The 14,438-nt window shown below is 44.4% G+C and carries 9 protein-coding genes and 1 pseudogene; 4 read left to right on the top strand and 6 right to left on the bottom strand.

Annotation, left to right across the window (positions count from 1 at the left end):
* Positions 1 to 151 precede the first annotated feature (151 nt).
* Positions 152 to 3,373, top strand: coding sequence for a type I restriction endonuclease subunit R (locus JYB87_RS00395; protein WP_207356556.1), 3,222 nt, complete (start codon positions 152 to 154; stop codon positions 3,371 to 3,373).
* Positions 3,374 to 3,573: 200 nt separating this feature from the next.
* Here the strand turns inward: JYB87_RS00395 and JYB87_RS00390 are convergent, their stop codons facing one another.
* Positions 3,574 to 3,894 carry a helix-turn-helix domain-containing protein gene (locus JYB87_RS00390; protein ID WP_207354962.1) on the bottom strand — a complete coding sequence of 107 codons (321 nt, stop codon included), beginning with the start codon at positions 3,892 to 3,894 and terminating at the stop codon, positions 3,574 to 3,576.
* A 100-nt stretch (positions 3,895 to 3,994) separates the two neighbouring features.
* Between JYB87_RS00390 and JYB87_RS00385 the strand changes: the two genes are divergently transcribed.
* Together JYB87_RS00385 and JYB87_RS00380 are read left to right on the top strand one after the other, a co-directional pair.
* A complete protein-coding gene (locus tag JYB87_RS00385) occupies positions 3,995 to 4,531 on the top strand; it encodes a hypothetical protein (RefSeq protein WP_207354961.1) in 537 nt (178 codons plus the stop codon).
* Positions 4,525 to 5,901, top strand: a complete 1,377-nt coding sequence (locus JYB87_RS00380; protein WP_207354960.1) for a DEAD/DEAH box helicase — start codon at positions 4,525 to 4,527, stop codon at positions 5,899 to 5,901. The genes JYB87_RS00385 and JYB87_RS00380 overlap by 7 nt, the downstream gene beginning before the upstream one ends.
* A gap of 135 nt (positions 5,902 to 6,036) precedes the next feature.
* Here the strand turns inward: JYB87_RS00380 and greB are convergent, their stop codons facing one another.
* The 4 genes from greB to gmtY are packed head-to-tail and all read right to left on the bottom strand — an operon-like array spanning position 6,037 to position 12,966.
* The gene (gene greB, locus JYB87_RS00375) at positions 6,037 to 6,519 is read right to left on the bottom strand and encodes a transcription elongation factor GreB (protein ID WP_207354959.1); all 483 of its coding nucleotides are present in this window, start codon (positions 6,517 to 6,519) and stop codon (positions 6,037 to 6,039) included.
* Positions 6,520 to 6,540: 21 nt separating this feature from the next.
* Complete coding sequence (gene gmtX / locus JYB87_RS00370; RefSeq protein ID WP_207354958.1) at positions 6,541 to 7,167, bottom strand: gamma-mobile-trio protein GmtX; 627 nt, start codon at positions 7,165 to 7,167, stop codon at positions 6,541 to 6,543.
* Complete coding sequence (gmtZ, locus tag JYB87_RS00365; protein WP_228729912.1) at positions 7,160 to 11,674, bottom strand: gamma-mobile-trio integrase GmtZ; 4,515 nt, start codon at positions 11,672 to 11,674, stop codon at positions 7,160 to 7,162. The genes gmtX and gmtZ overlap by 8 nt, the downstream gene beginning before the upstream one ends.
* A complete protein-coding gene (gmtY, locus tag JYB87_RS00360) occupies positions 11,671 to 12,966 on the bottom strand; it encodes a gamma-mobile-trio recombinase GmtY (RefSeq protein WP_207354957.1) in 1,296 nt (431 codons plus the stop codon). The genes gmtZ and gmtY overlap by 4 nt, the downstream gene beginning before the upstream one ends.
* 141 nt (positions 12,967 to 13,107) lie before the next feature.
* Between gmtY and JYB87_RS00355 the strand changes: the two are divergent.
* A pseudogene (locus JYB87_RS00355) lies at positions 13,108 to 13,449 on the top strand (GreA/GreB family elongation factor); the annotation flags it as partial.
* A 60-nt stretch (positions 13,450 to 13,509) separates the two neighbouring features.
* Here JYB87_RS00355 and cysM read toward each other — a convergent pair.
* A complete protein-coding gene (gene cysM / locus JYB87_RS00350) occupies positions 13,510 to 14,388 on the bottom strand; it encodes a cysteine synthase CysM (protein WP_228729911.1) in 879 nt (292 codons plus the stop codon).
* Positions 14,389 to 14,438: the final 50 nt, after the last annotated feature.

The following is a 14,438-nucleotide window of genomic DNA, read 5'->3' as shown; positions in this document are numbered from 1 at the left end:
GCATATTCGGAATTCCTGTAAAGAAGCCGAAATGTCAGAAGTGGCAGTTGACTGGAAATTTCGGTCAACTGCCAGATCAAACGCATTAATGAATCGGCTCATCGAGCATTTCATTGTTTTAACGTCATAACATAAGGGACTAAACGTGCAGATCACTGAAGATCAACTTGAGCAGCTGTGTCTTGATTGGTTTCAAGAGGTAGGTTACCAATATCAAAATGGCTATGACATTGCCCCTGATGGCGACTCGCCTGAACGGGACGATTATCATCAGGTGATATTACATCAACGTCTCGTTGATTGTTTGAGCACGATAAACCCTGACTTACCGACTGATACGCTCATAGAAGTCGCGAAAATCGTTACCACGCCGCAAACGCCTGTGCTTATCAAAAATAACAAGGCGTTTCACAAGTTCCTCATCGAAGGCGTGCCCATTGAGTATTCTGTGATTGAGGCTGGCCAATGGGTCACCAAGCATACTCATGTACGGCTCATGGATTTTGAACACCCTGAGAACAATCAGTTTCTGGTGGTCAATCAATTTACAATAACCGGCACTAAAATCAACCGCAGACCCGATGTCGTGGTGTTTATTAATGGCTTACCAATTGCCGTTATAGAGTTAAAGAACCCAGCTGATGATCATGCAGATATATGGAATGCGTATAACCAGATCCAAACCTATAAAGACGAAATTGCCGATCTATTCGTGTTCAATGAGGCGATTGTTATTTCTGATGGTTGGACCGCGCGAGTCGGCTCCTTAACTGCCAATAAAGAGCGTTTTCTGCCATGGAAAACCATTGAAAGTGAAGACGATAAACCACTATGGGAATACCAATTAGAAACCATGGTACGTGGTTTCTTTAAGCCGGAACTGCTGCTTGATTACATTCGCTATTTCGTTCTTTTTGAAAATGATAGCGATAAAATCATTAAGAAAATTGCCGGTTACCACCAATTCCATGCGGTAAGAGCCGCCGTTCAAGCAACTGTCACCGCAGCGGTAACGCCTAGTTCTTCAACGGAACGTAGCGCGAGTTACGCAAACCGAGTGGCTCCCGGTAGCAAAAAGGCGGGGGTAGTTTGGCATACCCAAGGTAGTGGTAAGAGTATTTCAATGGTGTGTTATGCCAGTAAACTGCTACAACAACCAGAAATGAATAATCCCACATTAGTGGTTGTTACTGACCGCAATGACTTGGATGGCCAGCTATTCAACACCTTCACGATGGCGCAAGAAACGCTCAAACAAATTCCACAGCAAGCTGAAGACCGCGACTCATTGCGTGAATTACTGCTCAATCGTCAATCAGGCGGCATCATTTTTACCACGGTACAGAAGTTTGCACTTGTCGATGAAGAATTAGCGCATCCTATTTTGTCCGAACGCGCCAATATTGTTGTTGTTTCTGATGAAGCGCATCGTAGCCAGTATGGCAATAAGGCCCGCTTGACGGAGGTCAAAGACGAAAACGGCAAAGTCACCGGCCAACGTTATGTTTATGGTTACTCGAAATACATGCGCGATGCCTTGCCAAATGCGGCCTTTATCGGTTTCACCGGTACGCCGATTTCACTTGATGATAAAGATACCCGCGGCGTGTTTGGTGATTATGTCTCGATCTACGATATTCAAGATGCGGTGAGTGATGGTGCCACGGTGCCGATTTACTATGAATCACGCCTTGCCAAACTCGACATTAAGCAAGATGAAATTGAAGCGTTGAATGACCAAATCGAAGACGAGATTGGTGAGGATGAAGAAACCGATGCTCGCGAAAAAATCAAATCACAATGGTCTGCACTGGAGAAACTGGTTGGCGCAGAGCCGCGAATTAAGCAAGTAGCACAGGATCTGGTCGAACATTTTACAACTCGTTGTGCCACCTTCCCAGGTAAAGCCATGATAGTTGCGATGAGCCGAGAAATTTGCGTGGATTTATACAATGCAATTGTAGCCATCAAACCAGAGTGGCACAGCGATGATCCCAATAAAGGTGCTATTAAAATTGTCATGACCGGGAGTGCGGCGGACAAAGAGAAAATGCAGCCGCACATTCATGACAAGAAAACTAAAAAGCTATTTGAAAAACGATATAAAGACACTGAAGACGAGCTGCAATTGGTGATCGTGCGAGACATGTGGCTGACCGGCTTTGATGCACCTTGTTGCCATACCATGTATATCGACAAGCCGATGAAAGGCCATAATTTGATGCAGGCTATTGCTCGGGTTAACCGCGTATTCAAAGATAAGCCCGGCGGCTTAGTTGTCGATTATATCGGTATTGCCAATGAACTGAAAAATGCCCTCAAAACCTACACGAATAGCCAAGGAAAGGGACAACCGACCGTCGATACGGCGGAAGCTTTTGCAGTGTTGATGGAAAAAATCGATATTGTCAGAGGAATGTTTGCAACACCGGTAGATGGCGCGGTGTTTAAGTATCGACCTGAGTTTGAAACTAAACCTCTTCAACTATTACCTGGAGCCGCTAACCATATTTCTGGGCTTAGCCACAAAAATGCTAAAGGAGAGGACGTGCGTGATGGTAAGCGGCGTTTCCTCGACGTCATGGTGGCAATGATGAAAGCATTGTCGCTGTGTAGCACTATGGATGAAGTAGCAGGCTATAGAATTGAAATAGCGTTCTATGGTGCTATTAAGACCGCATTCCTGAAACACTCAACGGTTGATAAAAAGCGCAGTGACGAGCTGCGTAACTCAGCGTTACGGCAAATTCTCAATAATGCCATTGTTGCTGATGGCGTTGATGATATTTTCAAGACAGTCGGCTTGGACAAGCCAAATATCGGTTTGCTTTCTGAAGAGTTTCTCGAAGATGTGAAGAACATGAAAGAGAAGAACCTCGCTGTTGAGTTGTTGGAAAAATTACTGCGTGATGAAGTAAAAGCGCGGATGAAAAACGATGTTGTGCAAGAGAAAAAGTACTCTGACCGTATCCTGTCCACACTACAGAAATACCATAACCGAAACATCGAAACGGCTCAGGTAATTGAAGAGTTGATCCAATGGGCAAAAGAGATGCAGGCCGACGCCGACATGATGGATAAGCTGAATCTTTCGACGGATGAAATGGCGTTCTATCGTGCATTGGTGATAAACGAAGCCTCGGTACGTGTTCTCGGTGACGATAACCTGCGCCAGCTTGCAATAGAGTTAACAAATCAACTCCGAAAATCTGCTACCGTTGACTGGCAGAAGCGCGAGAGTGTTCGCGCAAGAATGCGGAATCTGGTTCGACGTCTATTAAAACGCTGGGGATATCCACCTGAACAATCAGATGGTGCAATCAAGTTGGTGCTGGAACAAGCTGAAGTACTCGCCGACGGATGGTACAACTAACAGGAAAGTGATGAGGCAAGGTCAATCCTTGCCTTTTACATACTTATTCACTTCAAACTTGAAAATTGTGGTGAATAAACTCGCACTTCGGTACAAAAAGTAATGTTACGGGTAAAATTTGAAGGAGGATTTCAAAATCCTTTATGCCCACTTACTTGTTAGCTCAAGGATATGTTTAGCACCATCAATTGAATTGAAGGTCATTCGGCAGGATTGTTCTTTAGTTCAGATATAAATTTTAGAAGGCGCAATTTTTTTGCTTTCGAGAGTTTATCCACTTCAATTGATATCTCTGCAGATAGCTCATCTTCTTGGAAAAAGTAGCTCAAAGGCACTTCCAAGATTTCAGCCATTTTCTTCAATGTGCTGAAATCTGGAGTATGTCTTCCCTTTTCATAATGGTTCATACGTCCGCTAGCAGAGCTTTCATCCATACCGATCATCACTCCTAATTTCTTCTGAGTAATGCCTGCACGTTTTCGAGCTTGTTTGAGTCTGATGGGGAGCGGGTTAACTGCCACTGATGTTTCATTTAGATGTCCCTACATAACTTAGATTGTCTAAGTTTTACTGATTTCTGTATACTTAGCAATCCTAAGTTTTACGCATGATGAATTGGAAATGAAACGTCCTAAAAAGATCAGTGCAATCATGCACAAGCTGTTGGTTGAAGAAAGAATGGATGCTTTTTCGGTTATTGAAGCAAGAAATGCCTTGTTGGCTCTAGGGTGGAAAAGCTCGAACGCTGACAATTTACGCAAACAAATCTATCGACAGCTATTGTCATTCTTGAACAATGATTGGCTTAGAACCGAAGGAATTGGTAGAGAGAAACGGTACCATGTTACTGACACATTTATGCGACTTAAGAATGTCGGAAAAACTGATGTTAATTATCCAGTTACGACTAAAGCGAAAGCAGACAAAAATGATTACTCTATTCTCGTAGTTGAGCGATGTAAGTATGAGGGTGAGTTAAAGATTGTTTTGGGCGAAATAGACGAATACCGTGCGTTATTGGTTCGTTTCCCATCACTCGAAAAGCACATCACACCGCTGTTGGATGAGTCAAAGATACGTTCGGCAGAATTACTCGGCAAAGTGAATGTCCTCAGCAATGTTCTGAAGAGCCTGTCTGCGGAGAATTCCGCATGCTAAGAACTTGGCAGGCAGAATGTGCAACACAAGCAATGGAAAAGTATCGTTCGGGTGGCCATCACTATTTCTGCCAAGGTACGCCTGGAGCTGGTAAAACGACGCTTGCTGCAGAGGTCGCGTCAAGACTTATAGAAGCTAAAATGGTTGATATTGTTTTATGTTTTTCGCCGTCTCTTACCGTTGCTGATGGGATAAAGAAAACATTTAGTCACCGACTTTCACGAAGTTTTAATGGGCGCCTTGGATGTATCGGGCAGTCTTTGACATATCAATCTCTTCCATTTTTAAGCGATGAATTTTGGACTGAATTAAAGTCCTTTAGAGTATTTATTGTTTTCGATGAAATTCATCATTGTTGTGGGAATAGTATCAGTAATACAAATGCTTGGGGTCAGCAAATTCTAAGCAAGATCCAACGCCTTGCTACTTATACTCTAGCAATGTCAGGAACGCCTTGGCGAACGGATTCACTTCCCATCGTTATGGCGCAGTACACTAATCCAGAAGGTGAATTGGTCGTTGACTACAGATATTCACTAAAACAAGCAATTAAGGATAAAGTCTGTCGAGCCCCCAAAATTGTGCTCGTTGATAGCAAGAAGCTGCGCCTTACTTCTAAACATAAGGAGCAACAGACCTTTGAATCTATTAATGAATTTTTGAAGGAAACTAATGCGTCGTATCAGAGCATTATTTATAACAAAAAGGCGATGAAGCATCTTTTAGGTTTAGGATGTGCAAAGCTTACCGAAATACGCAAAGTTTCAGCAAGCTCAGGTGGCCTTGTGGTCGCAGCATCGGTTAGACATGCGCATTCCATTGCTAAAATGCTGGTTGAGGAATACCAGCAGTCAGTCACTATTGTCACTTATCTTGATGATATGCCTTTAGCTGAAATCCAACGATTTAGGGAAGGTATAACCCAGTGGATCATCAGTGTAGGTATGGTGAGTGAAGGTACCGACATTCCACGCTTGCAAGTTTGCTGTCACCTTAGTTCAATAAAAACCGAGCTTTACTTTAGACAGGTGCTAGGGAGAATTTTAAGAGTTAACAACGCGCCGAATCAAGATGCGTGGCTTTACACATTTGCTGAGCCAAATCTCGTGGCTTATTCTGAGGAAATTCAAAAGGACATTCCTGATTCGTGTTTGTACAGCAAAATCAATGAGTCGTTGGCATCAAACATCTCAACGAGCCCAAGTAGTAGAACTGTAACTAAAGGTACAATGACTGAGGTTGATGTGATGCCCAATCTCAAATTTGGTGATTTCACAAGCACAACGGGCCGGCTTGCTCTTTCAGAACAGCTATTTGACGAGGTTGTTCTCGGCGAATTTAGAAAACGTGTAATTTCTGCTTTTTTGTAGTTGTCTCACAATCGCCGGTGACACCATTAGTTGCTGCGGTGGGGTAGCTTCTATGCGCAAACCTTGTTCACATCACCCTTGTATAACTTCACTTCAGATGCTAATACTTTAAGGGTGATTTTCAGCGTGCCTCAATTATTTGGAACTATTTTGGTAGCTAATATCGTTGATATACCAGATTTTCTCACCATCAGGAGTCATTACGGTAACTTCATCATCAACTTCTTTTTTAACAAGAGCTCTGGCCATCGGGGCATCAATTGATATGTAATCCTTCCGCTCATAGATTTCATCAGGACCAACAATTCTAAATTTCTTGACGTCACCTAGTTCATTTTCGATTTCGACCCAGGCGCCAAAGAAAACTTTACCTTCTTGCACAGGTGAGTAATCAACAATCTTAAGAGCCTCTAACCTCTTGCGTAAGAAGCGAACTCTAGAGTCGATGCTGCGAAGTAACCTCTTATTCTCCTTGTAGTCTGCGTTCTCTGATCTATCGCCTAGACTGGCTGCCCATGCCACTTTTTGTGTGATTTCAGGGCGATATTCACGCCACAAATGGTCAAGCTCTTTGGTTAATGCTTCAAAACCTTCAGGAGTGATTAAATTTGTTCTCAACTGACTTCCTACTATTTCGAACTAGAGGTGTAACAACGCCTTCTTAAATGCGTCTAGTGTGGCAACGGGAAAAACCTGACTCAAATCTTCACGTCGCAATATACTGCCCTTTGGCCCGACTTCCAAATCTTCTCGCCGCAGAAATTCTGTAGATAACATATACTCGAGAGCCTCTCTTTCTAATGCGGTTAATCGAATTTTTGATACTGGAGATGCACCATTATCAAAGATTTCTATGACTTGGTTGATAGGCACCACTTCGAGCAATAGCCTTTCAGCTTCCTTTTTTTGGGAGTAAAGAATGTTTACTTGTAACTTGAGGACTGGATCTGTGATGTTCTCAATCCATGCTACGGATTTTCCGAATGGGGAATGATTTGGCTTAGGGACTTTTTTGTCTTTAGCAGCATCAGCGAAAGATTTGATCAACGTCCTATATGCATCTCCAGATTTATTCCTAATGCTCTGTGCAGCGGGTACCCCTTTTTCTTTGCCCAGCCTAGAAATAGTGCTAAAGCTGAAGTCGTAGATTCCTCGTTCGAACTGCTCTTTGCAAACAGTATATACAGCGTCCAAAGTCGAACTTACCCGCATTGATGCGTTTTTTTTAAGTTGTTTAAGGACCGTCTCAGGGGACATTTCAAGCATTCTTGTTCTCCCCTTTTAGACCGAGTTTTAGCGGTTTAGCTTTTTGAAAAAAGTGCTTTATTTCATCAGCATTTAGCGAATTTTTGTAACTCAAATCTCTTAACGTCATACTGCCATCTATCAATAAATCGATTTTTTCCCAGCTTTTTAGTCGGCTAAGCATTAGTTGCGTAAATTGGTTTCCGACTATCAATTGTTCCCTTTCAGAAAGATGCATCATATGTGCGGCCAATCCATTATTGAGCATCATTCGATCTAGTGCTTGGCTCCTTCGAGTTACTGCGAGCTCATCACTGCAGCTGTGATACAGCTCTGCGTTCTCACAGACTTCACATAACTGTTGGAAATGACTACAGTCTTCCAAATCTAAATTTATTGAAAAGTCTGTGGGTACCATGAGTTGAAGTTTGCTCTCATCTGAAGGGTGCATACCCTCAATCATCTGATGGCAATTATTTATATGTTTGAACATCGCATTTAGGTCTGCCAAGTACAGATCCATTTTTTTTGCTTTAGCCTCAATTTCGGCATTCAACTGCTTTCTTATAAAAAGTAGTCGAGATTTTTCAGATGCTAACGTTTGGTTTTGAACACCTAGTTTCATTTCGTCATATTGCTTAGACGAAATGATATCAATCTCTTGTATTGTACTATCTAGTTTATTCTTGATCTCTTGGTCACGCAGTTGTAAGACGTACTGTGACAGTGAGACTTCATTGAACAATGCGACTAATCCCACGAGAAACGCAGGACCAGTGACAAAAAAGCGACATTGAATGCAGTTTTGATCACCTAGATGCCCTGCTGGTACAGGATGAAAAATATTAGCTTTTGTTGCGACGGCATCTCCGCCCATGTCGCAAAATCCGCCTCCAACAGGGCAAATGCCAAAATCTCTAAAAACGTAATTGCCCGCGGCTCGTTCATTAGTCAGTGATGCAAGGAATTCGGGGCTGTTTGCGGTTAATTGGGACTTTATATCTTCAATTCGATGCTGCTCGATAAAGCGTCGAGTGGTTTCTGTTGCAGAACTTAGAGCCTCCTTTTCCGCTTTGTTCATTCGTTCTCGCAGCTTTAGGCCTGTCTGATCACTTTTTAGGTAATAAATAGACATCACGATTGATGAGTGCCCAACCAATTTCATAATAAATTCAATTGGTAAGCCAAACTCAGTGCTATAAGCATTAATCAAACTCACTCTCATACAATGTGGTGTGAATTTTGAGCTAAATTTTGATAACTTTATATCTGTGCTGTCTAATATGCTCTCACCAATATCTGTGAAATTTTGTCCGTCATATTCAGCAAAGACTTCATCGACTCCGTTGGCAAAAAACAATGCGGCTCCCAATCTTGTCGATAATCTAGAACCAAAAGTACCAGGTTCAACATCATTCAGATCTCTAAATAGAAAGCAGTTTTTGCCTTTGAAGTTTCTCTGTACTTCGTTCAGGAATGTTCTTTTGCAACGCAGCCATGGGGTGGGAGATGGAATTGCATTAAACTTTGATTGCCAACATCTCAGTTTTATCAGCCAGTACGCCAATTCGACAGGCATATAAGGGGTGTTATAGCCTTCTCCGAATAGTTGCGTCTTATTTGATGTATAATGAACGCCAAAATCCCCACTTTTTGTCTTATAAATCATTCCTTGTTTTTTAGTTAATCCAGCTTTCGGATGGTTGTTTGCTACCCAAACAATTTTCCCATTCGAGAAACAAGGGATTTCTAAATCCATTTCACCAGAGTCACAGTAGATTATCTGCCTTCCTCTCGCAGGTAATTGCATGAGCGCGTATGTATAGGTCCAAAAGACTGGCACCCAAATAAATCGTTTTCCATTATCTTCTTTGGTAACACAATCGGGGTCATTAGAGTCGACAGAGAAATCATCGCTAATTTGGACCCAGTCTGCGTTAAATTTTTGCAGGTGGCTAAGATCTGAATAGGACAATCCTTTTTCCGGAGAGTCGACTGGAAATATCCAGTCTCGAGTTGATTTTACATATGTGTATGGGAGGGATAATTTTTCCGTTTCATTGATTTTCTCTGGAATTTTCTCATCGTTAAAGTTGATATACTGAAATGGATTTCTTGCTCCGAGGACAATACTCACTTCACCAGTTTCAGGATCTTCGATAGTCAAATCTTTACTAATAATCCAATCAAGAAACTCTTTAATCGAAAATAGCTGCTTTTTTTTTGCCGGCACCGTTTTTTCATTCAACAGTTCGATGCACGGCTGAATATTAATTTTATCTCTTCTTAGGAAATCTAGCGGATTTTTGTCTAGGTCGTTGGCTTCAATAAACTCTCGTACAAACTCGCATAGATCACTTGCTTTTGTGCCAGCCCCTCTTGCTTGTTTGAGAAAGTCGGTAATGCACCCTCCCCAGATTTGCCAGTCATCAGTGAGGTATCGAACTTGATAAGGTCGTTTGTTACCAAAAAAGTCATATGTGTTAGTCCAACCGTTGTGTCGATACGTCTCTTCAGGGCTAGAGGGGATGCGCGGGTCATTTAATTCGGCACGCAATTTTTTGTAATCTTCCATTTTTTTGCAATGGTGCTTTCTGACAATAGAAACCAGTTCGGAGTATGGGTAAGGTCTTGGAATGTCGAGAAAGTCATACCAATCAAGCCAACCATCGAACCTTTCGGGGTGGGCAGGCAGGAATTTATAAGTCTTACGTTGTTCGTAATACTGTTTTGAGTCTTTTACGGAAAGAACCAAACATGCATGTTCAGCAATTGATAAATCATGGATTTCTCGTGGTAATAGAAAGTCCGTCCATCCTGTCCATTGGTCTTTATATCTAATGTCAGGAGAAGAGGGTAAGCATGGATCTTTTTTGTATGCTTCTAAATAATTTTTCGATGAGGTGATTCTAAGAGTAATAGCAGCTTTTTTCGCCTCGGCATAAGTTAAATAAAATGAGCTTTTGGTGTTAAGAAACGTCGGCCAATCATGCCAGTCGTTGCGAAAGTGCCACTCCGGGTTTCTGGGCAACTTGGGGTCTTCGGCATAACGTCGCAGGTATTCAGCGCGGGTGCTAATGCCTAAGTTTTGGGCGGCGAGACTGGCGTCGGCCAAAGTGACATAGCGTTCTGGCTTCAGCCGGCCCAGAAACGTCGGCCAATCATGCCAGTCGTTGCGAAAGTGCCGGTTCGGGTGACTAGGCAACTTGGGGTCTTCGGTATAACGTCGCAGGTATTCAGCGGGGGTGCGGATGCCTAAGTTTTGGGCGGCGAGACTGGCGTCGGCCAAGGTGACATAGCGATTGGATTTTGTCCCCAGAAACGTCGGCCAATCATGCCAGTCGTTGCGAAAGCGCCGGTTCGGGCTACTGGGCAACTTGGGGTCTTCGGTATAACGTCGCAGGTATTCAGCGGGGGTGCGGATGCCTAAGTTTTGGGCGGCGAGACTGGCGTCGGCCAAGGTGACATAGCGTTCTGGCTTCAGCCGGCCCAGAAACGTCGGCCAATCATGCCAGTTGTTGCGAAAGCACTGCTCCGGGTTACTGGGCAACTTGGGGTCTTCGGTATAACGTCGCTGGTATTCAGTGTAGGTGCGGATGCCTAAGTTTTGGGCGGCGAGACTGGCGTCGGCCAAGGTGACATAGCGTTCTGGCTTCAGCCGGCCCAGAAACGTCGACCAATCATGCCAGTCGTTGCGAAAGTACTGCTCCGGGCTACTGGGTAACTTGGGGTCTTCGGTATAACGTCGCAGGTATTCAGCGCTGGTGCGGATGCCTAAGTTTTGGGCGGCGATACTGGCGTCGGCCAAAGAGACATAGCGTTCTGGCTTCAGCCGGCCCAGAAACGTCGGCCAATCATGCCAGTCGTTGCGAAAGCGCCGGTCCGGGCTACTGGGCAACTTGGGGTCTTCGGTATAACGTCGCAGGTATTCAGCGGGGGTGCGGATGCCTAAGTTTTGGGCGGCGAGACTGGCGTCGACCAAGGTGACATAGCGCTCTGGCTTCGGCCGGCCCAGAAACGTCGGCCAATCATGCCAGTCGTTGCGAAAGTACCGGTCCGGGTTACTGGGCAACTTGGGGTCTTCGGCATAACGTCGCTGGTATTCAGCGCGGGTGCGGATGCCTAAGTTTTGGGCGGCGAGACTGGCGTCGGCCAAGGTGACATAGCGATTGGATTTTGTCCCCAGAAACGTCGGCCAATCATGCCAGTTGTTGCGAAAGTGCCGGTTCGGGCGACTAGGCAACTTGGGGTCTTCGGTATAACGTCGCTGGTATTCAGCGCGGGTGCGGATGCCTAAGTTTTGGGCGGCGAGACTGGCGTCGGCCAAGGTGACATAGCGATTGGATTTTGTCCCCAGAAACGTCGGCCAATCATGCCAGTCGTTGCGAAAGCGCCGGTCCGGGCGACTAGGCAACTTGGGGTCTTCGGTATAACGTCGCTGGTATTCAGCGCCGGTGCGGATGCCTAAATTTTGGGCGGCTGCGGATGTCTTCTGATACGTTAAATAGAATTTAGACCTTGGCATCATTCAAAGCCTCGCATTTTTACTCGAACATCAGCATCGGTAGGCCTTATATATACAAGGCAACTTTCCGGAGATTTATGGTGCATTGCTTTTTGTATGTCGGTTTGAGACATACCGTTTTGTGCTAAACGGTATCCGTAGGCGTGACGATGTGAATGTGGACCGCAACCTGCTAATTGTGAATAGGAAGACAACCTATTCACGGCAGCAGTGTACTTTTTGATAAAATTTTTTTTAGATTCTGGAGCACCTTGATGATTACTGAAAAGATAAGGGTGATCATTTCGAGGATTTGTCATCAGGTATTGTTGAAGTAATTTTGTAAATTCTAAAGATATATTGGGTGGGCAGAAAAAAACTTCAAAAGACAATTTGTTATCTGTCAGTAAAGGAGACTTCCAGCCCGAATATAGTTTGTGACTTCGTGGATATTCGTTTCTAGGTTTAAGCCTGTATCTTACGTTTAAGTATTCTCGCCGATTACCCGAAAACCTTTCTGGACTATTTCCATCACTAGGATGGTATACCTTAATAATTGAACTGCCAGTTTGTCGATCAATCATTACATCATGGATATAGATGTGGAAGCATTCAGATAGACGCAGCCCACCAAAATGCATGAGTATTAAAATCAACATGGTGCAAAGGTCAGGCGTACCATCTCTTTTATGGATGCCTAATTCTAGAAATGTCGAAAATAAATCATCTGGAAATCGAGATATGTCGTCCTGAATTACAAATGGTTGAGACAGTGACCTGACTTCACGAACAAATGACAGTTTCGCTCGGACTGGCTGTCGTAAATGGTTCAAGAAGCAGTTCGCTGTTCTGCGGTAATACGCACACCACAGCATCCTCTCTTCACCTTTTGTGGCCTTGCGCATTGGGTTCAGGTGAGGCACTTCAGTGCCATATTCACTATCTAAGAAGTCACAGTAACTGTTGATATGGCCAAGTAAGGTGTTGGTATCATTAATTTTTCTTGGACTCCAGTATAGTCCTGATTCATCAAAACAGTCGTTATCAACAGTGCCAAAATTCAATGCATCGACAAAGTTAGCAAGAAGCATTTTAGCGCTTTGCTCTAAGTGAGAATTAGCGTGGATGAATGTCAGTAACAGTTCGACAGCAAAGGCGCTGCGTTCTAACCAGGATTGAGACTTGCTTCTATGGCGATATAGATACCTTAAGTGAGAAATCAGTACGCCCTTTTCTGTAAACAGCGCATGTACAACGAACGGCTTAGCGCCGGGAAAGGCATTGAACTCGACTATCCTTTTGAGAACATAATCCATTTAAGTAAAGTTACTGAGTTAGAGTATGAATAGTTTATAGTTGGTGAATCTAACTTGTGCAAATTTTGTACAAAACAGACCAGGCACTATGCAGATAACCCAATAGCGATAGATTTAGTACGTTCATCAAAGTAGAACTAATACAAAGAAAACAAACGGTTACTGCGTCAAATTGATTCGCGAGTACGGTTTCTTCGTAAGCGTATTGAAGCCTTAACTGTGGTCGACTATTCCCCGGTGCAAGAAGGAAAAGTGTTCTTTGGTGCTTGGGTCGAAATAGAAAATGAGCAAGGCGAGCTGAAGCAGTTTCGCATCGTTGGCCCAGATGAAATCTACGGCGAGAAAGATTACATCTCTATCGATGCACCGATGGCGCGGGCGCTGCTGAAAAAAGAGGTGGATGATGAAGCCACTGTGCACACGCCAACCGGCGCTAAGCTGTGGTTTATCAATAAAATCAGCTATCAAAAGCCCAGCACCTAACGCCAAAAACAAAAACGCTCACAGGTAACGTGAGCGTTTTGCGGTTTACCCTTGGCGAGCTTAAGAAAATAGCCCCGATGACAAGTAACGATCGCCGCGGTCGCAAATAATTGCCACCACCACCGCGCCGGGGTTTTGTTTGGCAATCTGCAATGCAGCAAACACCGCACCGCCCGATGAAACACCAGCACAAATGCCCTCTTCCCTCGCTAAAGTGCGCGCCATCTGCTGTGCGTCTTGCGCTTCAATATCCAGCACCAGATCCACGCGTGACGGATCAAAAATGGTCGGCAGATATTCTTGTGGCCAGCGCCGAATACCCGGAATTGAACTGCCAGCAGCAGGCTGTAATCCCACAATCGTCACATCGCTATTTTGCTGTTTCAGGTAACGCGAGACGCCCATAATGGTGCCGGTTGTGCCCATGCTTGACACAAAGTGGGTAATCTTGCCTTGGCTTTGCTGCCAAATTTCTGGGCCGGTGGTGAGGTAATGAGCATTGGCATTATCTTCATTGTTGAACTGATCCAACACCTTGCCCTTGCCTTCGGCTTGCATCGCCAGCGCCAAATCGCGCGCCTCTTCCATATTGCCCACCAGCAGCAACTCGGCACCGTAGGCTTGCATGGCGTCTTTACGTTCTTGGGTAGAATCCCTCGGCATAATCAAAATCATCTTGTAGCCTTTGATTGCCGCCGCCATCGCTAACGCAATGCCGGTATTGCCGCTGGTCGCTTCAATAAGCGTATCGCCAGGGTGGATCTCTTGTCGCTGTTCGGCCTGCACGATCATATTCAGTGCTGCGCGGTCTTTGACTGAACCCGCAGGGTTATTCCCTTCAAGTTTTAACAGTACGGTGGCACTACCACAGTCTAACCGTTGCAGACGTACTAACGGCGTTTGCCCAATGCAGGCTTCAATGGTCGGAAAATCAGACACTGCCATGATCCTTTAAATCTTTTATCGAAAATTTGCGTGGCTCTATTCTA

Origin of the sequence: Shewanella avicenniae (assembly GCF_017354945.1) — a bacterium.
Classification (GTDB): domain Bacteria; phylum Pseudomonadota; class Gammaproteobacteria; order Enterobacterales; family Shewanellaceae; genus Shewanella; species Shewanella avicenniae.
The sequence above is the reverse complement of the archived record's forward strand: the minus strand, read 5'-3'. Positions and strand labels throughout refer to the sequence as shown.

What these genes read in the sequence shown, in the direction of transcription:
- gmtY (WP_207354957.1), bottom strand. Translation starts at nt 12,966, where the DNA reads ATGGATTATGTTCTCAAAAGGATAGTCGAGTTCAATGCCTTTCCCGGC.
- gmtZ (WP_228729912.1), bottom strand. Translation starts at nt 11,674, where the DNA reads ATGATGCCAAGGTCTAAATTCTATTTAACGTATCAGAAGACATCCGCA.
- JYB87_RS00380 (WP_207354960.1), top strand. Translation starts at nt 4,525, where the DNA reads ATGCTAAGAACTTGGCAGGCAGAATGTGCAACACAAGCAATGGAAAAG.
- JYB87_RS00385 (WP_207354961.1), top strand. Translation starts at nt 3,995, where the DNA reads ATGAAACGTCCTAAAAAGATCAGTGCAATCATGCACAAGCTGTTGGTT.
- gmtX (WP_207354958.1), bottom strand. Translation starts at nt 7,167, where the DNA reads ATGCTTGAAATGTCCCCTGAGACGGTCCTTAAACAACTTAAAAAAAAC.